Origin of the sequence: Micromonospora peucetia (assembly GCF_900091625.1) — a bacterium.
GTDB classification, from domain to species: Bacteria; Actinomycetota; Actinomycetes; order Mycobacteriales; family Micromonosporaceae; genus Micromonospora; species Micromonospora peucetia.
Genome location: NZ_FMIC01000002.1, coordinates 3,451,041 through 3,476,601, shown reverse-complemented (window position 1 = coordinate 3,476,601; position 25,561 = coordinate 3,451,041). Strand labels below are relative to the sequence as shown.

Here is a 25,561-nt window from a genome sequence, read left to right as displayed (position 1 = left end):
GGCCATCGCGCGCACGCCGGGCGCCGCGCCGCCGGCACGTCGCGGCGGTCCGTCACTTCCACGCAGCCGCCGTCCCCGTTCGACCACGCTGGCCGGCTGCGACGCCCGTCCGGTGCCGGCCAGGACGGTGGCCGGGATCGCCCCGCTGGCGCGGCGGTACTAACCTCGGACCGGCGCGAGAGGAGATTGCCGCGATGTCGCAGCCGCAGCCGGGCCCGAACCGGCCGGCCGACGGGAGCACCCCGGATCAGGACCACGGTCGCAATCCGGCGGTCACCGAGGAGCCCTCGGCCTCCCCCGCAGCGCCCGCCCCGGCCGGCGACACGGGCCCGGGGGGCACCCGTGAGCTGCCCACCCACGACCCCGGGCCAGCCGGGACAACCGGGGCACCGCAGGACACGGCCGACACCGCACCACAGGACACGGCCGACGCCGGGCCACAGAATTCGGCCGACACCGGGCCGCAGGAAGCCGGCGACACCGGGGCGGGGAGCACACGGGACGCCGGGTCCGGGCACGTGGCCGGCACCGGCCCGGAGGGCACCCGCCTGCTGCCCGACGACGGCCCGCCGGCGGTGGGGCCGCAGGGCACCCGGATGTTCTCCGCCGACGAACAAGCGGCGGAGCCACCCGCTCCCCGGTGGAGCGGTTCGGCGGCGGTTCCCCCGCCGAAGCCGCGCAAGCGGGCCTGGGGCGAGACGGCCGAGAACCCCCCGGCACCGGTGCCGGCGCCCGCGCAGCCCGAGCACCAGACCCCGGTGGACCCGTGGGCGGGCGCGGACACCGGCGGGTGGGACCTGCCACCGACCGAGCCGCCGCCCCCGACACCGACGCTGCCCTACCCCGTGCCGCCGTCGCCCCGGCCGTACTCCGGGCCGCCGGCGCCACCCGTCCACTCCCCCGCGCCGCCGCGACCCGACCCGGGTCGGGTCGGCTACCCGGCCGCCTCGCCCGCCGTGGCGTATCCCGTCTCGCCGCCGCCCGTGGCGTATCCGGTCTCGCCACCGCCAGCCTCCCGGGCGCCGGTCCCGGCCCGCCCGGCGGCGCCCCCGCAGCCCTCGCCGCCCGCGCCGCCGAGGCAGCGTCGGGCCACGGCGCCGCCGGCCGGGCCGCCGCCCGGGCACCAAGCCCCCAAGGGGTACGCCCCGAAGCCCACCCGAAAGCGCCGCCGGTGGCCGTGGATGCTGCTGCTCATGCTGGCCTGCTGCTGCGGCTGCCCGGCCTACTACGGGGTGCCGATGGCGTCGCAGTACCCGGCCGACGCCAGCCTGCCGGCCGAGGTGGCCGACCTGCGGCTACGCGACGACAACACCAGCAAGGCGACCGCGAAGCAGTTGGAGGCGGAGGTACGCAAGGCGCACTGGCTGGCCGAGGACACCTTCGCCGGCGTCTACAGCACTCCCGCCGGCAAGCGGGTGACGGTTCTCGGCGGCACCGGTTTCCGGTTCACCCCCGAGTCGGACGCGGAGGACGAGATCACCCGGCTCACCGGGCAGTACTCGCTCGGCGAGGCCCAGACGATCGACACCGGCGTACGCGGCCGGCACCAGCGCTGCGCGGTGGGCCGCGCCGACGGCCAGGACGTGGTGGTGTGCACCTCGGTCGACCACGGCAGCATCGCCACCGCGGTCTTCACCCGGCTCTCCCTAGACGACAGCGCCACCCTGCTCGGCACCCTGCGGGCGCAGATGATCACGACCGACCAGAAGTGAACCGGGTCTTCCCCCGCGCGGCAGCGGCCCGTGGGGGACGATCCGGGCTCAGGCCGGGGCGTCGCCGGGAGTGGTGGAGTGCGCGCGGGGCGGGGCGTAGCGGGGCACGTACTCCTGGCCGGTGAGCTTCTGGATCTCGGCCATGACCTCGTCGGTCATCTCGCGCAGCGATGTGCGGTCGTCCGGACGGCCGGTGAAGTCCAGCGGTTTGCCGAACCGGATGCTGATCTTGGCACGGCCCGGACGGGGCACCCGGGTGCCGATGGGCTGGGCCTTGTCGGTGCCGGTCATGCCGACCGGGATGATCGGCACGCCGGCCCCCACCGCCAGCCGGGCCGCGCCCGTGCGCCCCCGGTAGAGCCGGCCGTCCGGCGACCGGGTCCCCTCCGGGTAGACCGCGACCAGGTCACCGGCCTTGAGTACCGGGATGGCGGCGTCGAACGCGGACAGCGCCGCGCGACCGCCGGCCCGCTCGACCGGGATGGCCCCCAGGCCGGTGAGCACGAACTTGGAGAGGGCGCCCTTCGGGCCGGCGCCCTTGAAATACTCCGACTTGGCCCAGAACGCCAGGTGCCGGGGAACCACGGTGCCGAGAAACAGTTCGTCGGCGACCGAGAGGTGGTTGCCCGCGAAGATCGCACCCCCGGTCTGCGGAATGTGCTCCAACCCCTCCACGGTCGGACGGAAGGCCAGCCGGAGCGCGGGCGCCACGGTGAGCTTGCCGATGGTGTAGAGCAGGGGCACTGGTCCTCCGACGGAGTGTGTGCGAACGGGCGGTGTCACGGTAACCGACGGGTCCACGGGGCGTCGCCCGGGTGGCGGGTCTACCGCCTGGTGAACGTGCCTGCCAGGGCCGGTGGTGGCGGAGCCGGCCAGCACCTCCCGGGCCACGGACGACGTGACCGGGCTCACCTCCACCGGCGTCACGCCGCGCCCCGCTGTCCCGTCGTGTGGGTGTCAGAACCGAACCGAGACGAGGAGGTCGTCGTGCAACGGATGAACGTGGCCGAGGTGGCACCGCAGGCGTTCCAGGCTGTGCTGGGTCTGGAGAAGTACGTCCGGGCGAACGTCGAGCACACCGTGCTGGCGCTGGTGAAGCTGCGGGCGTCGATGCTGAACGGCTGCGCGTTCTGTGTCGACATGCACAGCCGCGACGCGCTCGCGGCGGGCGAGTCGGACCGGCGGCTCTTCGCCGTCGCCACCTGGCGGGAGGCGCCCTTCTTCGACGAGCGGGAGCGGACCGCGCTGGCGCTCACCGACGCGGTGACCCGGCTCGGCGAGCACGGCGTACCCGACGACGTCTGGGACGCGGCGGCGAAGGTGTGGTCCGAGAAGGAACTCGCCGACCTGTTGATGGCGGTCGCCACCATCAACGTGTGGAACCGCATCGCCGTGACCTGTCGCAACGACCTCCCGACGGAGGTGTGACGGCCTCCGACGCGACGGCGGGTGGTTCAGCTCCGACGCGACGGCGGGTGGTTCAGCCCAGCTCGGGGAACCAGAGGGCGATCTCGCGCTTCGCGCTGTCCGGCGAGTCGGAGGCGTGCACCAGGTTCTCCCGGTTGGACAGCGAGAGGTCGCCGCGGATCGTGCCGGCGACCGCCTTCCGCCCGTCGGTCGATCCGACGAGCCCACGCACCACGTCGATGACCTGGTCGCCGGCAAGCACCAGCGCCACCAACGGGCCGCCGGTCATGAAGTCCTTCAGCGGCGGGTAGAACGGCTTGTCGACGTGCTCGGCGTAGTGCTCGTCGGCCAGCGCGGCGTCCATCGTGCGGGACACCATCGCGTCGATCCGCAGCCCCTTGCGCTCGAAGCGGGAGACCACCTCGCCGACCAGCCCGCGGCGGACCGCGTCGGGCTTGATCAGTACGAGGGTGCGCTCATCGGGGCTGCTGCTGGACACGCTGGGTTCCTCCTGTGCGCGGAAGACGGTCGGGCTGGGTACGGTCAGCCTAGCGACCCGGTCCCGGCGCCGGCGCGGCGGCCGGTCCTTCCTCCGGCGGCCGATCCGGCCTAGCCTGGCCCTTGAACCTCGGGAGGTCCACTGTGGCGAACGGCGGGAACCGACCCATCGCACCGGTACGCAAGCTGATCGCCGCGGTGCTGGGCACCGTGGCGACCTTCGTCGTCCTCTTCGGCCTCGGCATGACCAGCTGGGCGATCGTGGCGCTCGGCGTCGCACTGCTGGTGCTGGCCGTCGCGCTGGCCACGGTGCGTGGGGGCGGTCGCACCTGGGTGGTCGGCGTCGGGCACGTGCACAGCGCGTCCGAGCCGCCCACCCAGTACGCCTTCGGCCGTTGCGAGCTCCAGTTGGTGATCGACGCGCCGGGGCTGCCGCCCCGGTCCAAGAAGATCATCGAGCCACGGGTGCCGGTGGCGAAGTGGCCGTCGCTGGGCCAGACGCTTCCCATCCGGGTGGCCCTGGACGACCAACGACACGTCCGGGTGCTCTGGGACGACGTACCCACCCACGCGGAGACCGCCGCCACCGTCGTGGCCGACCTGCCGCCCGAGTACGCGGGCGCCGAACCGCTGGACGAGATGTTGATCCAGCAGGAGGCGCCGCCGTGGGCGGACCGGGCGCCGGACGACGACTACCGGGAGGACCGTCGCGACGACTTCCGGGACGACTTCCGGGCGCCGATGGGCGACCCGCTCGGTGACCCCGTCGGCGATCCGCTGGGCGACCCGTTCGGTGCGGACCGGGTCAGCCGGCCCGAGGAGCGTGAGCCCGTCGTGGTGCACCAGCGCCCGGGTGGACCGGTCGTGCTGGAGGGCATCCTCGTCGAGCAGCCCACCACCGGCACCCTGCCGCGCCGGGCCGCCCCGACGCCCCGCCCGCCCGCCGAGGAGCGGTTCGACACACCCGACGAGCGCCTCGATCCGCCCGCGCCGGCGGATCCGCTCGACCTGCCCCTGGACGACCCCGCCCCGCCCCGGGTCCGCCGGGAACGGATCAGCCCGGAGGAACTGGACGAGGCGATCTTCGGCCCGGAGCCGGCGGTCGGCTCCGACGAGGAGACCGGGAAGACCACGGCGGCCGGCGACGAGTTCGGGGCTCCGATCTCCGGGGTGGGCCTGACCCTGCTGGTCACCGACCTGCCCCGCTCGCTGGGCTTCTATCGCGACCTGGGTTTCACCGAGGTGGACCGGGGTTCCGGCAATGCCGTCCTCGCCTCCGGGACGACCCGCCTGGTGCTGCGGGAGGTGACCGAGGCCGCGCCGATCAGCCGCCGGCTGGTGCACGTCAACCTCGAGGTCGACAACATCGACTCCGCGTACGAGCGGCTGCGCGGGACGGGCGTCCGGTTCACGTACGCCCCCCGGGTCGTCAACCGGGGCACGAAGCTGGAGGTGTGGGCGGCGGCGTTCCGCGACCCGGACGGCCACGGCATCGCCCTCACCCAGTGGCGGGAACGCGCCGAGGCGTGACCCGTCAGCCCAGGATGACCCGGCGTACGTGCAGGGCGTAGGCCCACACCAGGGCGAAGACGACGCCCAGCACGAACAGCGACCAGTGCAGCAGGCCGGCCAGCATCAGCAGCCCCTGCAGGGCGGTGCCGGCAGGCCAGGCCCACGGTCGGCGCATCATGCCGGCCAGCAGCACCGCCGCCACGGCCAGCGCCACGACCGCCCCGATCGCCGCCCCGCCCAGGTCGCCGCCGACCACCCGGATCGGCTGGATGGCCAGCACCAGCACCAGCGCCTCCAGGCTGAGCGTGCCGGCGCCGAGCCCCCGTACCGCCCGCTCCGGGTTGCGCAGCCCGGAGCGTCGCGGCGGTCGTCCGCCGAGAACGGGTGCGCTGTCGGCAGCCCCGTCCTCCGGGCCGTCGTCGCCCGCCGTGACGCGTTCCGGCCCGCTCATCGCTTCAGCAGTCGGCGGGCGTCGGCCACGGTCACCACCGAACCGGTGACCAGCACCCCGACCCCGCTCAGCTCGCCCGGTACGTCCTCCTCAGCCATCGCCACGGCCGTCTCGATCGCGTCCGGCATCTCCTCGGCCACCTCCACCCGCTCGGGTCCGAAGACCTCGGCCGCCAGCTCGGCCAGTTCCCGGGCCGGTAGCGCCCGGGGCGAGCTGTTCGTGGTCACCACGACCTGATCGACCACCGGCTCCAGCAGCTCCAGCAGGCTGGCCGCGTCCTTGTCGGCGAGGACGCCGACCACCGCGACCAGCTTGCTGAACGCGAACTCCTCCTGGAGCGCCGTCACCGTGGCCGCCATCCCCTGTGGGTTGTGCGCCCCGTCGAGAAGGATGGTCGGCGCGCTGCGTACGCGCTCCAGCCGGCCGGGTGAGCTGGCCGTGGCGAAGCCCTCCCGGACCGCCTCGATGTCGAGCTGCCGCTTCGCCCCGGCGCCGAGGAACGCCTCCACCGCCGCCAGCGCCACCGCCGCGTTCTGCGCCTGGTGGGCACCGTGCAGCGGGACGAAGACCTCCTCGTAGACCCCGCCGAGGCCCTGGAGGGTGAGCACCTGCCCGCCGACGGCGACCGCCCGCCGGAGCACCCCGAACTCGGCGCCCTCCCGGGCGATGGTCGCGCCGACCTCGGCGCAGCGTTCCAGGATCGGCCCGGCGGCCTCCTCCTCCTGCGCCGCGCAGATCACCGTCGCGCCCCGGTGGATGATGCCTGCCTTGGCCAGCGCGATGTCCTGGATGGTGTCGCCGAGCCACTCGGTGTGGTCCAGCCCGACCGGGGTGAGCACGCACACCCCGGCCTGGAGCACGTTGGTCGCGTCCTCGGCGCCGCCCAGGCCCACCTCGACCACCGCCACGTCCACCGGGGCGTCGGCGAAGGTGGCGAAGGCCAACGCGGTGGTCACGTCGAAGTACGTCAGCGGCTCCGCCGAACGCTCGTCGACCAGCCGGGTCAGCGGCTCGATCTCCCGGTACGTGGCGGCGAACCGCTCCTCGCCCACCGGCTCGCCGTCCAGGCTGACCCGTTCCCGGACGGTCTCCAGGTGTGGGCTGGTGTAGCGGCCGGTGTGCAGCCCGAACGCCCGCAGCAGCGAGTCGATCATCCGGGCCGTCGAGGTCTTGCCGTTGGTGCCGGTCAGGTGGATCGACGGGTACGCCCGCTGCGGGCTGCCGAGCAGGTCCAGCAGGGACTCGATCTTCTCCAGCTCGAAGGCCATCCGGGTGAATCCGCGCCCGGCCAGCTCGGCCTCGACGGCGGCGAAATCGGTGTGGTCGGTCACGAGGGCAGTGCCTCCAGAGCGGCGTCGATGCGGACGAGGTCGGCCTCGGCGACGCCGAGCCGATCACGGATCTTGGCAACCACCGGCTCCGGCGCCTTACCGACGAACGCCGGGTTGTCGAGTTTCGCCCGGGCCTGCGCGGCCTCCTTCTCGGCGGCGGCCCGGTCCTTGGTGAGCCGTGCGCGCTCGGCGGCCACGTCGATCGACCCCCGGGTGTCCAGGGCCACGCTCACCTCGCCGGGCATGGCGAGCGTGGCGCTGGCCTGGAACCCGTCGCCGGCCGGATCCAGCCGCACCAGCGACCGGATCAGCGGCTCGTGCGCGACGATGCCGGCGGCGGCCAGGCCGTCGAGCCGCGCGGCGACCCGCTGCGTCGGCCGCAGCCCCTGGTCCGAGCGGAACCGCCGGATCTCGGTCACCACCCGCTGGAGGCTGCCGACCTCGACCTCCGCGGCGTCGTCGACTCCGGTACGGTCGGCGGTCGGCCAGGCGGCCGTCATCAGCGTCTCGCCGCCGGTGAGCGCGGTCCACAGTTCCTCGGTGACGAACGGGATCACCGGGTGCAGCAGCCGCAGCAGCTGGTCCAGCACGTGTCCGAGCACCCGGCGGGTGGCCTCGGCGGCCGGTCCCCCCTCGGCGAGCACCGGCTTGGTCAGCTCCACGTACCAGTCGCAGACGTCGTCCCAGGCGAAGTGGTAGAGCAGGTCGCAGACCTTTGCGAACTCGTACGCCTCGAACTGCTCGTCGACCTCGGCGGTGACGTGCGCCAGCCGGGACAGCACCCACCGGTCGACGGTCGACAACTCGGCGGCGGCCGGCAGCGGCCCCTCGGTGTGCGCGCCGTTGAGCAGCGCGAAGCGGGTGGCGTTCCAGAGCTTGTTGCAGAAGTTGCGGGAGCCCTGGCACCAGTCCTCGCTGACCGGCACGTCCCCGCCCGGGTTGGCGCCCCGGGCCAGGGTGAACCGGGTGGCGTCGGCGCCGTACCGGTCGATCCAGTCCAGCGGGTCGACCACGTTGCCGAACGACTTGGACATCTTCTTGCCGTGCTGGTCGCGGACCATGCCGTGCAGGGCCACCGTGTCGAACGGCGGCTTCCCGTCCATCGCGTACAGGCCGAACATCATCATCCGGGCGACCCAGAAGAAGAGGATGTCGTAGCCGGTGACCAGGACGCTGGTCGGGTAGAACTTCGCCAGGTCCGGGGTCTGCTCGGGCCAGCCGAGGGTGGAGAACGGCCACAGTCCGCTGGAGAACCAGGTGTCCAGCACGTCCTCGTCCTGGCGCCAGCCCTCGCCGGCCGGCGGCTCCTCGTCCGGGCCGACGCAGACGATCTCGCCGCCCGGGCCGTACCAGACCGGAATGCGGTGGCCCCACCAGAGCTGCCGGGAGATGCACCAGTCGTGCATGTTGTCGACCCAGGCGAAGTACCGCTTGGCCAGCTCGGCCGGCTCGATCTTCACCCGCCCTTCGCGCACCGCGTCGCCGGCAGCCTTCGCCAGCGGGGCGGTGTTCACGAACCACTGGAGCGACAGGCGCGGCTCGACCGTCGTACGGCATCGCGAGCAGTGCCCCACCGCGTGCACGTACGGCCGCTTCTCAGCGACGATGAGGCCCTGCTCGCGCAGCGCGGCGACGATCGCCGGGCGGGCCTCGTACCGGTCCAGGCCCTGGAACGGGCCGTGCGCGGTGATGACGCCCCGCTCGTCCATGATCGTCAGCGACGGCAGGTCGTGCCGCTGGCCGATCTCGAAGTCGTTCGGGTCGTGTGCCGGGGTCACCTTCACCATGCCGGTGCCGAAGCTCGGGTCGACGTGCTCGTCGCCGACGATCGGGATGCGCCGGCCGGTGAGCGGCAGGGCGACCTCGGTGCCGATCAGGTGCTTGTAGCGCTCGTCGTCCGGGTGCACGGCGACAGCGGTGTCGCCGAGCATCGTCTCGGCCCGGGTGGTGGCGACCACGACGTCGTCGCTGTAGCGGATCGAGATCAGCTCGCCCTCGTCGTCGGTGTGCTCCACCTCGATGTCGGAGAGCGCGGTCAGGCAGCGTGGGCACCAGTTGATGATCCGGTTGGCCCGGTAGATCAGGCCGTCGTCGAAGAGCTTCTTGAACATGGTCTGTACGGCCCGGGACAGGCCCTCGTCCATGGTGAAGCGCTCACGGTCCCAGTCGACGGAGTCGCCGAGGCGGCGCATCTGGCCGAGGATCGCGCCGCCGGACTCGGCTTTCCACTGCCAGACCCGCTCGACGAACTTCTCCCGGCCCAGGTCGTGCCGGGACAGGCCCTGGCCGGCGAGCTGCCGCTCCACCACGTTCTGGGTGGCGATGCCGGCGTGGTCCATGCCGGGCAGCCAGAGCGCCTCGTAGCCCTGCATCCGCTTGCGTCGCACCAGCGCGTCCTGGACCGTGTGGTCCAGCGCGTGGCCCATGTGCAGGGAGCCGGTGACGTTGGGCGGCGGGATGACGATGGCGAAGGGCGGCTTGTCGCTGCCTGCCGACGCCCGGAAGTGGCCGGCGGCTACCCACTGCTCGTACCGTCGCTGCTCTACCTCGCCGGGCTGGTACTGGCCGGCAAGGGTCGGGGCGTCGGGGCGTCGGGCGTCCAGTCTCTCGGTCACCCTGAAAGTCTACGGAGGGCTTCCCGGGACCCGACGTGCGCCACCTGCCGTTCGCGTACGGTGTCGGCTATGTCCGACGCACATCTCACCGAGCGCCCGGTCGCCGACGGCCCGGAGCCGATCGACCTGACCGACGAGCCGATCCAGCTCAGCAACCGGGACTCGGACAACGCCCCGGAGCCGCGGACGGCGCGGTCGAGGCGTCGGCGGGTGGCGTGGGCCGTGGCTGCGGTGGTCGGGCTAGCGGGTGCCGCGGTGCTCGGCACCGCCGGCTGGCGGGTGGCCCAGCAGAAGGACGCCGACCTGGCCACCCCGGACCGGGTGGCGGGCCTCGTGCGGGACGACAGCGATCGGGCCCGCAGCACTTCCGACTACCTTCGCAGCGGATTCGCCGCCGACATCGACCTGGACAGCAGCTTCGGCACCGTCTACCGCGATCCCGCCGACGACAAGCGCGCGGTGCTCGTCTTCGGCGGCACGACTCTGCTCTGGCAGCCGGAGCGGGACCTGGACAGCCTCTTCGGCCTGTTGACCGACGAGACCGGCAAGGTGACGGGGCTGCGCGAGGTGCCCGCCGGGCGCCTCGCCGGTGTGATGAAGTGCGGTACCACCAGCGGCGACGGCGGCGACTTCGCGGTCTGCGGGTGGGCCGACCACGGCAGTGTGGTGATGGCGATGTTCCCGGGCCGCTCCATCGACGACGCCGGCGGACTGTTCCGCGCGATGCGCGAGGAGATCCAGACCCGCGGCTGACGCTCTCGATAGGCCCAGCTGGGGCGCGGGAAAGGGCGTCGTGGGCCAGTCGTGGTCTGGCGAAAGGGTGCCGTAACGCAGTTCAGGGCCACCCCGAAGGGTGACCCTGAACTGAAAAAGTTGTCCGGCGGTGTCCTACTCTCCCACACCCTCCCGAGTGCAGTACCATCGGCGCTGGAGGGCTTAGCTTCCGGGTTCGGAATGTTACCGGGCGTTTCCCCTCCGCCATGACCGCCGTAACTCTATCGACATATCAAACAACACCACACACACGCGTGGGTTTGTTGTTCGTTTGCCAAGAGTTGCACAGTGGACGCGTAGCAGCTTAGTAGTCAAGTCCTCGGCCTATTAGTACCGGTCAACTGAACCCGTTACCGGGCTTACATTTCCGGCCTATCAACCCAGTCGTCTAGCTGGGGGCCTTACCCCCACAAAGTGGGGTGGGATACCTCATCTTGAAGCAAGCTTCCCGCTTAGATGCTTTCAGCGGTTATCCCTTCCGAACGTAGCTAACCAGCCGTGCCCCTGGCGGGACAACTGGCACACCAGAGGTTCGTCCGTCCCGGTCCTCTCGTACTAGGGACAGCCCTTCTCAAGTATCCTACGCGCACGGCGGATAGGGACCGAACTGTCTCACGACGTTCTAAACCCAGCTCGCGTACCGCTTTAATGGGCGAACAGCCCAACCCTTGGGACCTGCTACAGCCCCAGGATGCGACGAGCCGACATCGAGGTGCCAAACCATCCCGTCGATATGGACTCTTGGGGAAGATCAGCCTGTTATCCCCGGGGTACCTTTTATCCGTTGAGCGACACCGCTTCCACTCGCAAGTGCCGGATCACTAGTCCCGACTTTCGTCCCTGCTCGACCTGTCAGTCTCACAGTCAAGCTCCCTTGTGTACTTGCACTCAACACCTGATTGCCAACCAGGCTGAGGGAACCTTTGGGCGCCTCCGTTACCCTTTAGGAGGCAACCGCCCCAGTTAAACTACCCACCAGACACTGTCCCTGAACCGGATAACGGTCCGAAGTTAGATACCCAAATCAACCAGAGTGGTATTTCAAGATTGCCTCCACCCATACTGGCGTATGGACTTCACCGGCTCCCACCTATCCTACACAAGCTAATTCGAATACCAATGTCAAGCTATAGTAAAGGTCCCGGGGTCTTTCCGTCCTGCCGCGCGTAACGAGCATCTTTACTCGTAATGCAATTTCGCCGGGCCTGTGGTTGAGACAGTGGGGAAGTCGTTACGCCATTCGTGCAGGTCGGAACTTACCCGACAAGGAATTTCGCTACCTTAGGATGGTTATAGTTACCACCGCCGTTTACTGGCGCTTAAGTTCTCCGCTTCGCCCCGAAGAGCTAACAGGTCCCCTTAACGTTCCAGCACCGGGCAGGCGTCAGTCCATATACATCGAATTACTTCTTCGCATGGACCTGTGTTTTTAGTAAACAGTCGCTTCCCCCTGCTCTCTGCGGCCATACAACGCTCCACCCGCATGGGGCTTCACGTCTCCGGCCCCCCTTCTCCCTAAGTTACGGGGGCAATTTGCCGAGTTCCTTAACCACAGTTCGCCCGATCGCCTCGGTATTCTCTACCTGACCACCTGTGTCGGTTTGGGGTACGGGCCGCTAAGAACTCGCTAGAGGCTTTTCTCGGCAGCATAGGATCACTGACTTCACCTGAATCGGCTCGGCATCACGTCTCAGCCTTCATGCACCACGGATTTGCCTATGGTACGGCCTACACGCTTACCCCGGCACAACCACCGGCCGGGCTCAGCTACCTTCCTGCGTCACCCCATCGCTTGACTACTACCCGCCAGGTTCCCACGCTCCCCAAACATTGACCCGAAGGTCGCCGCCGGTTCGGATGGTTAGCACAACGAGATTCATCAGGGACGCTCTTTCGCGGGTACGGGAATATCAACCCGTTGTCCATCGACTACGCCTCTCGGCCTCGCCTTAGGTCCCGACTCACCCAGGGCGGATTAGCCTGGCCCTGGAACCCTTGGTCATCCGGCGGAAGGGTTTCTCACCCTTCTTTCGCTACTCATGCCTGCATTCTCACTCGTGCCGCGTCCACAACTGGGTCACCCCGCTGCTTCACTCGCGGCACGACGCTCCCCTACCCATCCACACACCTGCACAAGGAATCAAGTCCAAGCGAGGTTAAAATGTGAATGCCACAGCTTCGGCGGTGTGCTTGAGCCCCGCTACATTGTCGGCGCGGAACCACTTGACCAGTGAGCTATTACGCACTCTTTAAAGGGTGGCTGCTTCTAAGCCAACCTCCTGGTTGTCTATGCGACCCCACATCCTTTTCCACTTAGCACACGCTTAGGGGCCTTAGCTGGTGATCTGGGCTGTTTCCCTCTCGACTACGAAGCTTATCCCCCGCAGTCTCACTGCCGCGCTCTCACTTACCGGCATTCGGAGTTTGGCTGATTTCGGTAAGCTTGTGGGCCCCCTAGACCATCCAGTGCTCTACCTCCGGCAAGAAACACGCGACGCTGCACCTAAATGCATTTCGGGGAGAACCAGCTATCACGGAGTTTGATTGGCCTTTCACCCCTAACCACAGGTCATCCCCCAACTTTTCAACGTTGGTGGGTTCGGCCCTCCACGCGGTCTTACCCGCGCTTCAGCCTGCCCATGGCTAGATCACTCCGCTTCGGGTCTAGGACACGCGACTGAATCGCCCTATTCAGACTCGCTTTCGCTACGGCTCCCCCACACGGGTTAACCTCGCCACATGCCACTAACTCGCAGGCTCATTCTTCAAAAGGCACGCCGTCACCCCGCAAGGCTCCGACGGATTGTAGGCGAACGGTTTCAGGTACTATTTCACTCCCCTCCCGGGGTACTTTTCACCATTCCCTCACGGTACTTGTCCGCTATCGGTCACCAGGAAGTATTTAGGCTTACCAGGTGGTCCTGGCAGATTCACGGCAGATTACAGGGGTCCGCCGCTACTCGGGAACACCCACAGAAGGTCAGCAACTTTCACCTACCGGACTTTCACCGTCTACGGTCAGCCATTCCAGACTGTTCGACTAGCCACTAACTTTGTAACTTCTCGAACAAGTGTCAGCTCGTTCAGCAGGGTCCCACAACCCCGACCACGCAACCCCTGACAGGTATCACACGCAGCCGGTTTAGCCTCGATCCGCTTTCGCTCGCCACTACTCACGGAATCACTAAATTGTTTTCTCTTCCTACGGGTACTGAGATGTTTCACTTCCCCGCGTTCCCTCCACACACCCTATGTGTTCAGGTGTGGGTGACTGGACATGACTCCAGCCAGGTTTCCCCATTCGGACACCCTGGGATCACAGCTTGGTTGACAGCTCCCCCAGGCCTATCGCGGCCTCCCACGTCCTTCATCGGCTCCTGGTGCCAAGGCATTCACCGTTCGCCCTTGACAACTTGACCACAAAGATGCTCGCGTCCACTGTGCAATTCTCAACAAACGACCAACCCACAACCCAACAGCCCCACACCAAACCCGACAACCGCCGGCGGTATGTGAGACCAGGCCATGCCTGGCAGCCCATGAAGCTCACGCTCCACACAAGGCTCCGAAAGAAACAACCACCGGTTGTTCTTTCAGGACCCAACAGGGTGCTCTACATCCTCCCTCAGCCGCACCAGAACAATCCGTTCCCACCACCCCGAAAGGCAGCTGTACTAGGTTGCCCCGGCCGTTGCCGAAGAAAAACTCGCCAGTGTCTCCGCCATCGAGCACCCCACCACCACATGCGGGCAGTGCGGGCTCCTTACCGACTTTCGTCGGAAGGTGCTCCTTAGAAAGGAGGTGATCCAGCCGCACCTTCCGGTACGGCTACCTTGTTACGACTTCGTCCCAATCGCCAGCCCCACCTTCGACGGCTCCCTCCCTTACGGGTTGGGCCACCGGCTTCGGGTGTTGCCGACTTTCGTGACGTGACGGGCGGTGTGTACAAGGCCCGGGAACGTATTCACCGCAGCGTTGCTGATCTGCGATTACTAGCGACTCCGACTTCACGGGGTCGAGTTGCAGACCCCGATCCGAACTGAGACCGGCTTTTTGGGATTCGCTCCACCTCACGGTATCGCAGCCCATTGTACCGGCCATTGTAGCATGCGTGAAGCCCTGGACATAAGGGGCATGATGACTTGACGTCATCCCCACCTTCCTCCGAGTTGACCCCGGCAGTCTTCGATGAGTCCCCGCCATAACGCGCTGGCAACATCGAACGAGGGTTGCGCTCGTTGCGGGACTTAACCCAACATCTCACGACACGAGCTGACGACAGCCATGCACCACCTGTGACCGCCCCCGAAGGACCTCACATCTCTGCGAGTTTTGCGGCCATGTCAAACCCAGGTAAGGTTCTTCGCGTTGCATCGAATTAATCCGCATGCTCCGCCGCTTGTGCGGGCCCCCGTCAATTCCTTTGAGTTTTAGCCTTGCGGCCGTACTCCCCAGGCGGGGCGCTTAATGCGTTAGCTGCGGCACAGGGAACCGGAGAGGCCCCCCACACCTAGCGCCCAACGTTTACAGCGTGGACTACCAGGGTATCTAATCCTGTTCGCTCCCCACGCTTTCGCTCCTCAGCGTCAGTTTCGGCCCAGAGACCCGCCTTCGCCACCGGTGTTCCTCCTGATATCTGCGCATTTCACCGCTACACCAGGAATTCCAGTCTCCCCTACCGAACTCTAGCCTGCCCGTATCGACTGCAGGCCCGCAGTTGAGCTGCGGGTTTTCACAGTCGACGCGACAAGCCGCCTACGAGCTCTTTACGCCCAATAAATCCGGACAACGCTCGCACCCTACGTCTTACCGCGGCTGCTGGCACGTAGTTGGCCGGTGCTTCTTCTGCAGGTACCGTCACTTACGCTTCGTCCCTGCTGAAAGAGGTTTACAACCCGAAGGCCGTCATCCCTCACGCGGCGTCGCTGCATCAGGCTTCCGCCCATTGTGCAATATTCCCCACTGCTGCCTCCCGTAGGAGTCTGGGCCGTGTCTCAGTCCCAGTGTGGCCGGTCGCCCTCTCAGGCCGGCTACCCGTCGTCGCCTTGGTAGGCCATCACCCCACCAACAAGCTGATAGGCCGCGAGCCCATCCCAGGCCGAAAAACTTTCCACCAAACACCATGCGGTATAAGGTCATATTCGGTATTAGCCCCCGTTTCCGAGGGTTATCCCAAAGCCTAGGGCAGGTTGCTCACGTGTTACTCACCCGTTCGCCGCTCGAGTACCCCGAAGGGCCTTTCCGCTCGACTTGCATGTGTTAAGCACGCCGCCAGCGTTCGTCCTGAGCCAGGATCAAACTCTCCAACAAAAACTTGTTGAAAAACTGTCCCGGCAACAAACAAATGTTGCCAAAGGAATCCAAGACCAGCCAAACCGAAGCCTGACCAATCCCGGGGTATAAATCATTTTGGCACTGGCTTATCAAGCACCCTGTTGAGTTCTCAAAGAACAACCACACACCACTCAGGCGTCCCACATTGTGGGAACCCGCTTGGGGCAACTCCTCTACCTTACTTGGCTCGCCCCTCGCTGTCAATCTCGCGTTCGAGATCATCAAGGAGTTGCGTTCCATTTCCACGATGACGCACGCCGCATTGCGGCGGTCGTTGCTGTCGCGGGAAACCGCAGACCGGCCGATCGCCACTTCGTGGCCACCCGCCCGGCTCCTGCCGGCTTCAGCACTCTACCCGGTTGGCCTCGCGATCGCAACTCCGTGATCGGAGTGTTCCTCGCACCGCCCGAATCCTCAGCCTCGCTCGGCGTCTCCGCCACGAGCCTGGTGCAGTTGTCGGCCGGTTTGTCCGGCCTTCCGCGTGCAGAGAGAAAGTTACGCGGCCCGCCCGGAGAAGGCAAATCGGCACGCGTCGCTGCCCGACTGCATGGCGCTGGCCGGGAGCCGACGCCCGCCGGGCCCGGTCCGGCGTGGGGTGGGCATTTGAGGTCCGGGGGCAGGCAAGCGAGGTCCGGCGGGCGACGCGGAAAGCCTCGTGGAGCACGGTCGGTTCTGGGGCGGAGAGGTCCACACCTTCGTGCGGCTGTGCCGCCAGCCGCCGGCGGCGTGCGGCTGTGTGCCGCCAGCCGCCGGCGGTCGCCCATTCGTGATGACCACGCGAGGTCCGCAGGCGGCCCCAGCGTGCCAGAGTGTCTGTCATGGATGACCTCCCGCGCACCCGGGTGACCGTGCTCGCCGAGGACGCACTGCTCGGACTGCTGCTGCCCTTCTGGCAGGTGGTAATCGGCGCCTTCGTGGTCTTCGTCGTCCTGGTCTCGGTGGCTCGGCTGGCCCGCCGGGGTCGGTCCCGGATGACAACGGCACTTCTGGTCACGGCCGCCGCGATAGCCGGGCTCGCGGTGGTGGGCGTACTGCTGCAGGGGTGAGCGTCAGAGGCGGCGGTTCGCCAGGCTCGGCAGCTCGGCGCGGATGGTCCGCAGCCGGTCGAGGTCGAGGTCGACGACGGCCAGGCCCGGGCCGTCGGGCACCTGGGTGAGCACCGTCCCCCACGGGTCGACCACCATGCTGTGCCCGTAACAGGTCCGGCCCGGCTCGTGGTCGCCGGTCTGTCCCGCCGCGGCGACGAAACACTGGTTCTCGATCGCCCGCGCGCGCAGCAGCACCTCCCAGTGGTCCCGGCCGGTGTGCAGCGTGAAGGCCGCCGGCACCACGAGCAGCTGGGCGCCGCCCTCGATCACGAGTTGCCGGTAAAGCTCCGGGAACCGGAGGTCGTAACAGATCGACAGGCCGACGCGTAGGCCCTCGACGTCGACGACCACCGGCCGCTCACCCGGGGCCACGGTGGCCGACTCCAGGTAGGAGACCCGGCCGGGGATCTCCACGTCGTACAGATGGATCTTGCGGTAGCCGGCGGCTAGCGTGCCGGAGCGGTCGAAGACCAGGGAGGTGTTCCAGGCGCGGGCCGGATCCGGCCCGCGCTCGCGGAACGACCCGGCGATCACCCAGATGCCCAGTCGCCGGGCGACGCCGGCGAAGAACTGCCCCAGCTCGCCGTCAACCGGTTCCGGTTCGGGAAGACCCGCGTTGGGGCCGAGATAGTCGACGCACTCCGGCAGGAGTGCCAGGTCCGCCCCGGCCGCCGCCGCACGTTCCAGCACGGCCTCAGCGGCCGCGAGGTTCGCCTTACGGTCATCCCGGGAGTTGAGCTGGCAGACGGCGACGCGCATGAGGATCAGCGTACGACCGGAGGGCGCGCGGCGACAGCGTCGAAGGGCTCTCGCGCGGCTGGCCGGTCACGATCGTCGGGCCCGCCCGGGTGACTCACCCGGGTGCGGACACGAAGCCGCGCCCGACCTGAGCGGACGGGCGCGGCGACGGTGGATCAGGCCGACTTCTCCTCGCGGTCCCGCCGGGCACGCCGGCCGGTGAACTCGCGCGGCACGATCGTCGGGTTGACGTTCTCCAGGACCACCTCTCGGGTGATCAGCACCCGGGCGGCGTCGGGGTTGCTCGGCACCTCGTACATCGTGGAGAGCAGGACCTCCTCGATGATGGCGCGCAGCCCCCGGGCACCGGTACCGCGCAGCATGGCCTGGTCGGCGATCGCCTCCAGCGCCGGCTGGTCGAACTCCAGCTCCACGCCGTCGAGCTCGAAGAGGCGCTGGTATTGCCGGACCAGTGCGTTGCGCGGCTCGGTGAGGATCCGCACCAGGGCGCTGCGGTCGAGGCTGCGCACGTTGGTGATCACGGGGAGGCGGCCGACGAACTCGGGGATCAGCCCGAACTTCAGCATGTCCTCCGGCATGACCTGGCTGAAGATGTCGTCGGTCGACCGCTCCGACACCGACCGCAGCCGGGCCCCGAAACCGGTGCCGCCCTGCCCCGTACGGGACTCGATGATCTGGTCCAGCCCGGCGAAGGCACCACCACAGATGAACAGCACGTTGGTGGTGTCGATCTGGATGAACTCCTGGTGGGGGTGCTTGCGCCCGCCCTGCGGCGGCACGTTGGCCACCGTGCCCTCCAGCATCTTGAGCAGCGCCTGCTGGACGCCCTCGCCGGAGACGTCCCGGGTGATCGACGGGTTCTCCGACTTACGGGCGATCTTGTCGACCTCGTCGATGTAGATGATGCCGGTCTCGGCGCGCTTGATGTCGTAGTCGGCGGCCTGGATCAGCTTGAGGAGGATGTTCTCCACGTCCTCGCCGACGTAGCCGGCCTCCGTCAGCGCGGTGGCGTCGGCGATGGCGAACGGCACGTTCAGCATCCGCGCCAGGGTCTGCGCCAGGTGCGTCTTGCCGCACCCCGTCGGACCGAGCAGCAGGATGTTGGACTTGGCCAGCTCGACGGCGTCACTACCGGAGCCCGGCGCCCCGGCCGCGTCGGCCTGGATCCGCTTGTAGTGGTTGTAGACCGCGACGGCGAGCGCCTTCTTGGCCTGGTCCTGCCCGACGACGTAGGTGTCGAGGAACTGGCAGATCTCCATCGGCTTGGGAAGCTCTTCCCACTTCACCTCGCCGGACTCGGCCAACTCCTCCTCGATGATCTCGTTGCAGAGATCGATGCACTCGTCACAGATATAGACCCCGGGGCCCGCGATGAGCTTCTTGACCTGCTTCTGCGACTTCCCGCAGAAGGAGCATTTCAGTAGGTCGCCGCCGTCACCGATCCGTGCCACCTACGTTCTCCCTGCACTCGTCGGCCGGAGACCCGGCCCTCGCCTGCGGACGTGGAAGCGCCCGCCTCGTTTCATCCCGCTCGTTCACCTGCCGGAGGACCGACGGAGCGGCACAGACCCGACGTTACCCGCTGGCGGAGGTTTCTCCGACCCCCAAAACGGGTGTGTCAGACGGGCGGCCGGGAGCGGACTCCCGGCCGACCGCGACCCGAGCTGTTCAGCTGGCGGCGTTGGCCGCCAGCAGGCCCTTCTTGCGGCTGGTGAGGATGGTGTCCACCAGCCCGTACTCCTTGGACTCCTCGGCCGTCATGATCTTGTCGCGGTCGATGTCCTTGCGGACCTTCTCGACCGGCCGGTTGCAGTGCCGGGAGAGCATCTCCTCCAGCTGGGTCCGCATCCGCAGGATCTCACGAGCCTGGATCTCGATGTCCGAACCCTGCCCGTAGCCGCCCTCGGTGGCCGGCTGGTGGATGATGATCCGCGAGTTCGGCAGCGCCATCCGCTTGCCCGGGGTGCCGGCGGCCAGCAGCACAGCGGCCGCGCTGGCGGCCTGTCCGAGGCAGACCGTCGAGATGTCCGGCCGGACGTACTGCATGGTGTCGTAGATCGCCGTCATGGCGGTGAACGAACCGCCGGGCGAGTTGATGTACATGATGATGTCGCGGTCCGGGTCGGTGCCCTCGAGCGTCAGCAGCTGCGCCATCACGTCGTTCGCCGACGCGTCGTCGACCTGGACGCCGAGGAAGATGATCCGGTCCTCGAAGAGCTTGTTGTAGGGGTTGGACTCCTTCACCCCGTACGACGTGCGCTCGACGAACGACGGCAGGACGTAGCGGTTGTGCACGGCCGCGAACTGGGGCGGCAGGCTAAGGTCGGTCATCGTCAGCTCCTCAGCTCAGGGTCCCGGCGCCATCCGGAACCTGAGCGGCCCCGATGATCACCTTGTCGATGAAGCCGTAGTCCAGGGCCTCCTGGGCGGTGAACCAGCGGTCGCGGTCGGAATCCGCCTCGATCTGCGCCTGGCTCTGGCCGGTGTGGTGCGCGACCCGCTCCTGGAACATCCGCTTGGTGTAGAGCATCTGCTCCGCCTGGATGGCGATGTCGGACGCGGTGCCGCCCAGACCGCCGGAGGGCTGGTGCATCATGATCCGCGCGTGCGGCAGGGCGTAGCGCTTGCCCTTGGTGCCGGCGCAGAGCAGCAGCTGACCCATGGACGCCGCCATGCCCATCGCCACGGTCGAGACGTCGTTGTCGATGAACTGCATGGTGTCGTAGATCGCCATGCCGGAGTAGACCGAGCCGCCCGGCGAGTTGATCCAGAGGTTGATGTCGCGGTCCGGGTCCTCCGCGGCCAGCAGCAGGAGCTGCGCGCAGATGCGGTTGGCGACCTGGTCGGTCACCTCGCTGCCCAGGAAGATGATGCGCTCCTTGAGCAACCGGTTGTAGACCGAGTCGTCGAGGTTGCCAATGGTGTCGCCACCGCGGGCATCGATCGCCCGGAGCGGCTTCGCTTGGATGTGCATGTCGGTCATGGCAGCCCTTCGCTCTCCGTACCGTCCTACCCGACACTAACCGCTCAGCCGGATGGCAGAGCGCCGGTCCGGGCAGTGTTCGCTATCAGCGCAGCACCGCCGAGGCGTACCCGAAAAGGGAATCGGCCGCCGTCCACCGCAGGCGGCGGACGGCGGCCTCACCCGACGATCAGTGCTCGTGGTTGTGCTCGGCCTCGTTCTCGGCGCGCAGCGCGTCGAGGGTGACCTCGTTGCCCGCCGCGTCCTTGATCTTGATGCGCTCCATGACCGAGGCCAGGGCCTTGCCCCGCCGCACGTCACCGAAGATCGCACCGGCCGCGCCCGAGCGGACGAGCTGGTCGTAGTACTGCTGCGGAGCCATCCCGGCGCGCTGGGCCCGGTGCACGATCTCGTGGCCGAACTCGTCGTCGGAGACCTGTACGTCCTCGGCGTCGGCGAGGGTGTCCAGCAGCAGCTGGATCTTGACGCCCTCGGTCGCCGCCTCGGTCAGCTCGGCGTCGATCTGCTCCTCGGTCTTCTCCTCGGCCGCGAGGTATTCCTCCAGCGAGGCGCCGATCCGCTCGAGCTGGTCGACCATCGCCTGCTTGCGGTTCTCGACCTCCTCGCGGATGACGCCCTCCGGCGCCGGCACCTCGGCGGCGGCCACCATCTGCTCCAGCGCCTTGTCCCGGGCGGCGTAGATCTGCTCGACCCGCTTGCCCCGGGCGACCCGCTCGTGCAGGTCGGCGCGCAGCTCCTCGATGGTGTCGAACTCGCTCGCCATCTGGGCGAACTCGTCGTTCAGCTCCGGCAGCTCCTTCTCCTTGACCGTGCGCACGGTCACCGCCACCTCGGCGTCGCGGCCGGCGAAGTCGCCGCCGACGAGCTCGGTGGTGAAGGTGGTGCTCTCGTTGGCGGCCAGGCCGACGACGGCCTCGTCCAGGCCCGGGAGGAGCTGCTTGCTGCCGACCTCGTGGGAGATGTTGCTGGCGGAGCCGCCCGGCACGTCCTCACCGTCGACGGTCGCGTTCAGGTCGATCTGGACGTAGTCGCCCTCCTGGGCGGCCCGCTCGACGGTCTTCAGGGTGGCGAACCGCTCGCGCAGGCTCTTCACCTGCTCGTCGATCTCGCTGTCGTCGATCTGGAGCTCGTCGACGGTCACCTCGATGGTGGCCGGGTCCGGCAGGGTGATCTCCGGGCGGACGTCGACCTCGGCGGTGAAGTTCAGCGAGTCACCGTCGTTGAACTCGGTGATCTCGACCTCGGGCCGGCCGAGCGTCTTCAGGTCGTGCTCGCGGACGGCCGCGAGGATGTTCTGCGGGATGGCCTCCTGCACCGCCTCGTTGAGGACGGTGCCCCGGCCGACCCGCTGGTCGATCACGGCCGTCGGAACCTTGCCCTTGCGGAAGCCGGGCACCTGGACCTGCTGCCCGATCTCCCGGTACGCCTTCCTGAGGCTCGGCTCGAGCTCGACGAACGGCACCTCGATGGCGAGCCGCACGCGCGTCGGGCTCAGAGTCTCGACGGTGCTCTTCACAGGCGTACTCCTTGACGGATCTCGGTTTTAGTCTGGGCGCAACAAGCCCATCGAGTGTAGGCGAGCCGGCCGGCCGGACCGGCGGCGGCCGGGGACCGCACAGAGGGCGACCCCGGCGACCGGCCGCGGACGACAGTCGGGGTGGCGGGATTTGAACCCACGGCCCCTCGCTCCCAAAGCGAGTGCGCTACCAAGCTGCGCCACACCCCGTGGCGACGAGCAGTCTATGCCGTCGCGACCCGCCGGACGTGCCGGGGCATCCCCCAACGCGCCGAAGAGGGACCAACCAGACATCCAGCCCCTCCGGAACCCTCCCGCACGGCCGCCGCGCGTTGCCGCGGGGATACGGCTGAGCGGGCGGCGCGGGTCATTGGGTACGCTGTCGGCGTCCCGCAGTGGCGGGGCGTACGCGGGCGTAGCTCAATGGTAGAGCTTCAGTCTTCCAAACTGACGGTGCGGGTTCGATTCCCGTCGCCCGCTCCACACCTTCCGGCCCAGGCCAGCGGTATGATCGCCGCGCCTGGGCCGTTCTCGTTTCAGCCCTCCGGACCAGCGCCGCCCGTATGCTCGCCTGTCCCATCCGGTACGGAACGATCGCGAGGGCGGTTGGCCGCCGTAACCGGCGACGGGGTTTTCACGCTGAGGGGGTCCTCGTTCTTCGGCGGTGATTCTGCCGGGCCGGGACCGACTGGCCTTCCGGTGTCACCAGCTTCGACGGTGTCGGTTCGGGAAGGGTGCGGAACACCAGCCAGGCCAGGGCTGGCAGCACGCTCAGCGGAGCGAGGGCCGTCTGGAGCGAGGTGGCGTCGGCGACCCCTCCGATCAGAGGGCTGGCCAGGCCGCCGATGCTGACGGTCAGGCCGAGGGTGATGCCGCTGGCGGTACCAACCCGGGTGGGTAGATAGTCCTGGCCAAGGGTGACCTGCAGCGAGAACGGGACATAGAGGCCCACGGAGGTCAGGGCCACGAACAGGTACAGCGCGGGGCCGGGGACGAACACGATGCCTGCCGTGGCGGCCACGCTGGCCAGGTACGACCAACGCGCGACTGTGACCCTGCCCCAGCGGTTGGCCAGGCTTCCGCCGAGCGCGGTGCCCACCGCGCCGCCGAGGTAGAGCACGAACAGCGCCAGGGCGCCCGCCGACCTGCCGCCGCCGGTGCGCTGCTCGGCGTAGACCGAGATGAACGTACTCAGCCCGACGAACAGGACGGACCGGCAGACCACGGCCAGCGACAGCTTCACGAATGACCTGCGGTCGTCGGTTCCGGTCGAAATCGACGTGCCACCGCCGGGTCCCCGGTTGCCCAACGCGCGCAGCACGGACAGGCAGAGCGCGCTGCCCGCGAGGGCAGGCAGGACGAGCAGCGGTGTGAACTGCAGACCGCCGTGGGCGACCACGATGGCGACCATGACGGGCGCGGCGGCGAAGCCCAGGTTCCCGCCGAGGGTGAACCAGCCCATCGCCGAGTGGCTGCCCCGGCTGGCGATCCGCGCGAGGCGGGCGGATTCGGGATGGTAGGCGGCGACCCCGATGCCGGAGATGGCCACGAACAGCAGGGTCAGCGCGTACGAGCCGCTGATGCCGCTCAACGCGATGCCCAACCCGCCGAGGATTGTGCTCACGGGTAGCAGCCAGGGCATCGCCCGCCGGTCGGTCAGCGCGCCGAACAGCGGCTGCGCCACCGAGGACAGGAGAGACGCGGCGAGCACGATGCCGGAGGCTGCGGCGTAGCTGTACTCGCGCTCAGCGATGAAGAACGGGACGAGCGAGGCCACGGCGCCCTGGTAGACGTCCACGCAGGCATGTCCGACCGACAGCAGGATGATTGGTCTGTTCCTCGGCACCCGGCAATGCTCGTCGACCCGATCACGTCGCGCTTTCGATAAGCTGCCATCTTGTGCCGGAAGTCCGCCATTCTCCCGTCGCCCCGACCCGGGCCCAGTGGTTGGCCCCCGGATCCGCCATCGACGCGCACCGACATGACGACCACCAGATCGTCTACGCCGCCCGAGGAGTGCTGGCCGTCACCACCAACGCGGGGGCATGGGTCGCTCCCGCCACCCGCGCCATCTGGATACCCGCCGGGACGGTGCACGCCCACCAGGCCCACGGCAAGCTCGAACTGCACCTGGTCGGACTGCCCACGACGGAGAACCCGCTCGACCTGGACCGACCGACGGTGCTGACCGTCGGTCCGCTGCTGCGCGAGCTGATCCTTGCCTACACCCGTCGCCCGCACGACGACAGCCCTCCGCGCGAGCGGCTGCGGGCCGTCCTACTCGACGAGCTGCGGGCCTCCCCCCAGCAGCCCCTGCACCTGCCCGCTCCCCGCGACCCCCGGTTGAAGGCGCTGTGCGCGGCGTTCCACGCGAATCCGGCCGACAACCGCACCCTCGCCACGCTCGGGAAGGAGGTCGGCGCGAGCGACCGCACCCTGTCCCGGCTCTTCGCGGCCGACCTCGGCATGAGCTTCCCGCAGTGGCGCACGCAACTGCGCCTGCACCACGCCCTGCTCCTGCTGGCCGACGAGACGGCGGTGACCAAAGTGGCGCATCTGTGCGGCTGGTCGTCGGCCAGCGCGTTCGTCGACGTGTTCCGCCGCACCTTCGGGCACACCCCCGGGGCGCACCGGATGTGAGCCGGGAATACACCAGGCTTCCCGTCGACCGGCTGCTGCGTTGCTGGCACGATTGCGACCGTGAACGGTCCCGTCCCGGCCTGGCGGAGCGCTCTTCTCGGCCGCGTCGTCGCCCAGATCGAAACCGAGATACGTCAGGCGTGGGAGAGCCTGCTGTGCGATCTCGACGTCGCCGCAGGCTCGGCGGGGGCGATCGAGTTGGCCTGGCTGGTGGTGGATGATCCAGCGGCGTACGGGTGGCGGACGGTTGACGGCGCGCTTGACCAACTGACCTGTCCGGCGTGCGGGTCGCGGCTGACCAGGGGGCCGGAATCATGCGAGACGTGCGAGTTCCACCACCGGATGCGCTTCGGAGCGCGCGAGGTGGACCGCCGGCACGTCCCCCCGGGGAACGAGCACGCCCTGAGGGTGGCGAGCGCGGTGACTCGTACGCGTCATCGATACTCGCCCCGGGCGCGGGTGGGCTACGAACTGGTGTTGCCGGAACTCGTCGCCGGCGCACTGCCCACCACGAGGCAGGCCCAGGCCGGCAAGGCTCTCATCAACAAGCTGACTGATGATGAGTGTGATCGCGTCACCGACCTCGCCCAGGTCGAGGAGCTGGCGGCCGGTCGCTGATTCCCGAGGAGCAGACATGTCCAGCGAGCCGGAGCCGGGCCTGGTGCCCGAGCACCTGCGACCCGGCTACGACGGTGATCCGATCATGGTGACGGTCGACGGGCAGGACTTCCGGGTTCGGGTACGGGCCGGGGAGCCCGGCACGTACGACTTCGACTGGCTCAGCGGGCCGCACGACTACGGCTTCGGGCTCTCCAGGTCTGACGGCGTCGCGATGAGCCTGCCCGAGATGGAGGAGGCCATCCGTGCCTTCCTCGCCGAGATCGACCCCGCTACCGGTTACCTGGCGGAATGACGGCAACGGCAAGCTGGCGGGGCGCGGA

19 protein-coding genes, 2 tRNA genes and 3 rRNA genes are annotated in these 25,561 nt (G+C 68.5%); 9 read left to right on the top strand and 15 right to left on the bottom strand.

The window, feature by feature from the left end; translation table 11 throughout:
* The first annotated feature begins 194 nt into the window (after positions 1–194).
* The gene (locus GA0070608_RS33440; RefSeq protein WP_425413233.1) at positions 195–1,712 is read left to right on the top strand and encodes a hypothetical protein; all 1,518 of its coding nucleotides are present in this window, start codon (positions 195–197) and stop codon (positions 1,710–1,712) included.
* Positions 1,713–1,760: 48 nt separating this feature from the next.
* Here GA0070608_RS33440 and GA0070608_RS16295 read toward each other — a convergent pair whose 3' ends face one another.
* Positions 1,761–2,456: a lysophospholipid acyltransferase family protein gene (locus GA0070608_RS16295; protein ID WP_091628878.1), complete on the bottom strand. Its 696-nt coding sequence runs from the start codon at positions 2,454–2,456 to the stop codon at positions 1,761–1,763.
* 252 nt (positions 2,457–2,708) lie between these two features.
* Here GA0070608_RS16295 and GA0070608_RS16290 point away from each other — a divergent pair, with 252 nt between their 5' ends.
* The gene (locus tag GA0070608_RS16290) at positions 2,709–3,140 is read left to right on the top strand and encodes a carboxymuconolactone decarboxylase family protein (protein WP_218107644.1); all 432 of its coding nucleotides are present in this window, start codon (positions 2,709–2,711) and stop codon (positions 3,138–3,140) included.
* Between the two features lie 52 nt (positions 3,141–3,192).
* On the opposite strand, the gene ndk is transcribed toward GA0070608_RS16290, so the two are convergent.
* The gene (gene ndk / locus GA0070608_RS16285) at positions 3,193–3,618 is read right to left on the bottom strand and encodes a nucleoside-diphosphate kinase (protein WP_091628874.1); all 426 of its coding nucleotides are present in this window, start codon (positions 3,616–3,618) and stop codon (positions 3,193–3,195) included.
* Positions 3,619–3,761: 143 nt separating this feature from the next.
* On the opposite strand from ndk, the gene GA0070608_RS16280 reads away from it, so the two are divergent.
* Entirely contained in the window at positions 3,762–5,147 is a 1,386-nt protein-coding gene (locus GA0070608_RS16280; protein WP_091628872.1) for a VOC family protein, read from the top strand.
* A gap of 4 nt (positions 5,148–5,151) precedes the next feature.
* On the opposite strand, the gene GA0070608_RS16275 is transcribed toward GA0070608_RS16280, so the two are convergent.
* The 3 genes from GA0070608_RS16275 to GA0070608_RS16265 are packed head-to-tail and all read right to left on the bottom strand — an operon-like array spanning position 5,152 to position 9,526.
* Positions 5,152–5,580: a DUF4233 domain-containing protein gene (locus tag GA0070608_RS16275; RefSeq protein ID WP_245715804.1), complete on the bottom strand. Its 429-nt coding sequence runs from the start codon at positions 5,578–5,580 to the stop codon at positions 5,152–5,154.
* Complete coding sequence (locus tag GA0070608_RS16270) at positions 5,577–6,911, bottom strand: bifunctional folylpolyglutamate synthase/dihydrofolate synthase (RefSeq protein ID WP_091628870.1); 1,335 nt, start codon at positions 6,909–6,911, stop codon at positions 5,577–5,579. Before GA0070608_RS16270 ends, GA0070608_RS16275 begins: the two co-directional genes overlap by 4 nt.
* A complete protein-coding gene (locus GA0070608_RS16265; RefSeq protein WP_091628868.1) occupies positions 6,908–9,526 on the bottom strand; it encodes a valine--tRNA ligase in 2,619 nt (872 codons plus the stop codon). Before GA0070608_RS16265 ends, GA0070608_RS16270 begins: the two co-directional genes overlap by 4 nt.
* A 69-nt stretch (positions 9,527–9,595) precedes the next feature.
* Here GA0070608_RS16265 and GA0070608_RS16260 point away from each other — a divergent pair, with 69 nt between their 5' ends.
* On the top strand, positions 9,596–10,279 hold the full coding sequence (locus GA0070608_RS16260; protein ID WP_091628866.1) for a hypothetical protein: 684 nt from the start codon (positions 9,596–9,598) through the stop codon (positions 10,277–10,279).
* A 122-nt stretch (positions 10,280–10,401) separates the two neighbouring features.
* On the opposite strand, the gene rrf is transcribed toward GA0070608_RS16260, so the two are convergent.
* From rrf to GA0070608_RS16245, 3 genes are all read right to left on the bottom strand, one after another.
* Positions 10,402–10,518: ribosomal RNA gene (gene rrf, locus GA0070608_RS16255) — 5S ribosomal RNA — on the bottom strand.
* A gap of 89 nt (positions 10,519–10,607) precedes the next feature.
* Positions 10,608–13,719, bottom strand: a 23S ribosomal RNA gene (locus GA0070608_RS16250).
* 375 nt (positions 13,720–14,094) lie between these two features.
* Positions 14,095–15,610, bottom strand: a 16S ribosomal RNA gene (locus GA0070608_RS16245).
* The 16S, 23S and 5S rRNA genes sit together here, the layout of an rRNA operon.
* Before the next feature lie 842 nt (positions 15,611–16,452).
* On the opposite strand from GA0070608_RS16245, the gene GA0070608_RS16240 reads away from it, so the two are divergent.
* Complete coding sequence (locus tag GA0070608_RS16240; RefSeq protein WP_091628864.1) at positions 16,453–16,680, top strand: hypothetical protein; 228 nt, start codon at positions 16,453–16,455, stop codon at positions 16,678–16,680.
* A 3-nt stretch (positions 16,681–16,683) separates the two neighbouring features.
* Here the strand turns inward: GA0070608_RS16240 and GA0070608_RS16235 are convergent, their stop codons facing one another.
* From GA0070608_RS16235 to GA0070608_RS16210, 6 genes are all read right to left on the bottom strand, one after another.
* Positions 16,684–17,481 (bottom strand): carbon-nitrogen hydrolase family protein, encoded by a 798-nt coding sequence (locus GA0070608_RS16235; RefSeq protein ID WP_091628862.1) that lies wholly within the window; start codon positions 17,479–17,481, stop codon positions 16,684–16,686.
* Between the two features lie 155 nt (positions 17,482–17,636).
* Positions 17,637–18,932, bottom strand: coding sequence for an ATP-dependent Clp protease ATP-binding subunit ClpX (gene clpX, locus GA0070608_RS16230; RefSeq protein WP_091628860.1), 1,296 nt, complete (start codon positions 18,930–18,932; stop codon positions 17,637–17,639).
* Between the two features lie 217 nt (positions 18,933–19,149).
* Positions 19,150–19,812, bottom strand: a complete 663-nt coding sequence (locus GA0070608_RS16225; RefSeq protein ID WP_091628858.1) for an ATP-dependent Clp protease proteolytic subunit — start codon at positions 19,810–19,812, stop codon at positions 19,150–19,152.
* 10 nt (positions 19,813–19,822) lie between these two features.
* Positions 19,823–20,464 (bottom strand): ATP-dependent Clp protease proteolytic subunit, encoded by a 642-nt coding sequence (locus GA0070608_RS16220; RefSeq protein WP_091628855.1) that lies wholly within the window; start codon positions 20,462–20,464, stop codon positions 19,823–19,825.
* A 169-nt stretch (positions 20,465–20,633) separates the two neighbouring features.
* Positions 20,634–21,980: a trigger factor gene (gene tig / locus GA0070608_RS16215; RefSeq protein WP_091628853.1), complete on the bottom strand. Its 1,347-nt coding sequence runs from the start codon at positions 21,978–21,980 to the stop codon at positions 20,634–20,636.
* A gap of 136 nt (positions 21,981–22,116) precedes the next feature.
* Positions 22,117–22,190, bottom strand: a tRNA-Pro gene (locus GA0070608_RS16210).
* Positions 22,191–22,389: 199 nt separating this feature from the next.
* On the opposite strand from GA0070608_RS16210, the gene GA0070608_RS16205 reads away from it, so the two are divergent.
* Positions 22,390–22,463 (top strand) — tRNA-Gly (locus GA0070608_RS16205).
* A 151-nt stretch (positions 22,464–22,614) separates the two neighbouring features.
* Here GA0070608_RS16205 and GA0070608_RS16200 read toward each other — a convergent pair.
* Positions 22,615–23,826 carry an MFS transporter gene (locus tag GA0070608_RS16200; RefSeq protein WP_091628850.1) on the bottom strand — a complete coding sequence of 404 codons (1,212 nt, stop codon included), beginning with the start codon at positions 23,824–23,826 and terminating at the stop codon, positions 22,615–22,617.
* Between the two features lie 53 nt (positions 23,827–23,879).
* On the opposite strand from GA0070608_RS16200, the gene GA0070608_RS16195 reads away from it, so the two are divergent.
* Genes GA0070608_RS16195 through GA0070608_RS16185 form a run of 3 tightly spaced genes read left to right on the top strand, consistent with a single transcriptional unit; the run spans position 23,880 to position 25,533 of the window.
* Positions 23,880–24,620, top strand: a complete 741-nt coding sequence (locus tag GA0070608_RS16195; RefSeq protein WP_091628847.1) for an AraC family transcriptional regulator — start codon at positions 23,880–23,882, stop codon at positions 24,618–24,620.
* Between the two features lie 60 nt (positions 24,621–24,680).
* Positions 24,681–25,238, top strand: a complete 558-nt coding sequence (locus GA0070608_RS16190) for a hypothetical protein (RefSeq protein ID WP_091628844.1) — start codon at positions 24,681–24,683, stop codon at positions 25,236–25,238.
* A gap of 16 nt (positions 25,239–25,254) precedes the next feature.
* Positions 25,255–25,533: a hypothetical protein gene (locus tag GA0070608_RS16185; RefSeq protein ID WP_218107516.1), complete on the top strand. Its 279-nt coding sequence runs from the start codon at positions 25,255–25,257 to the stop codon at positions 25,531–25,533.
* Positions 25,534–25,561: the final 28 nt, after the last annotated feature.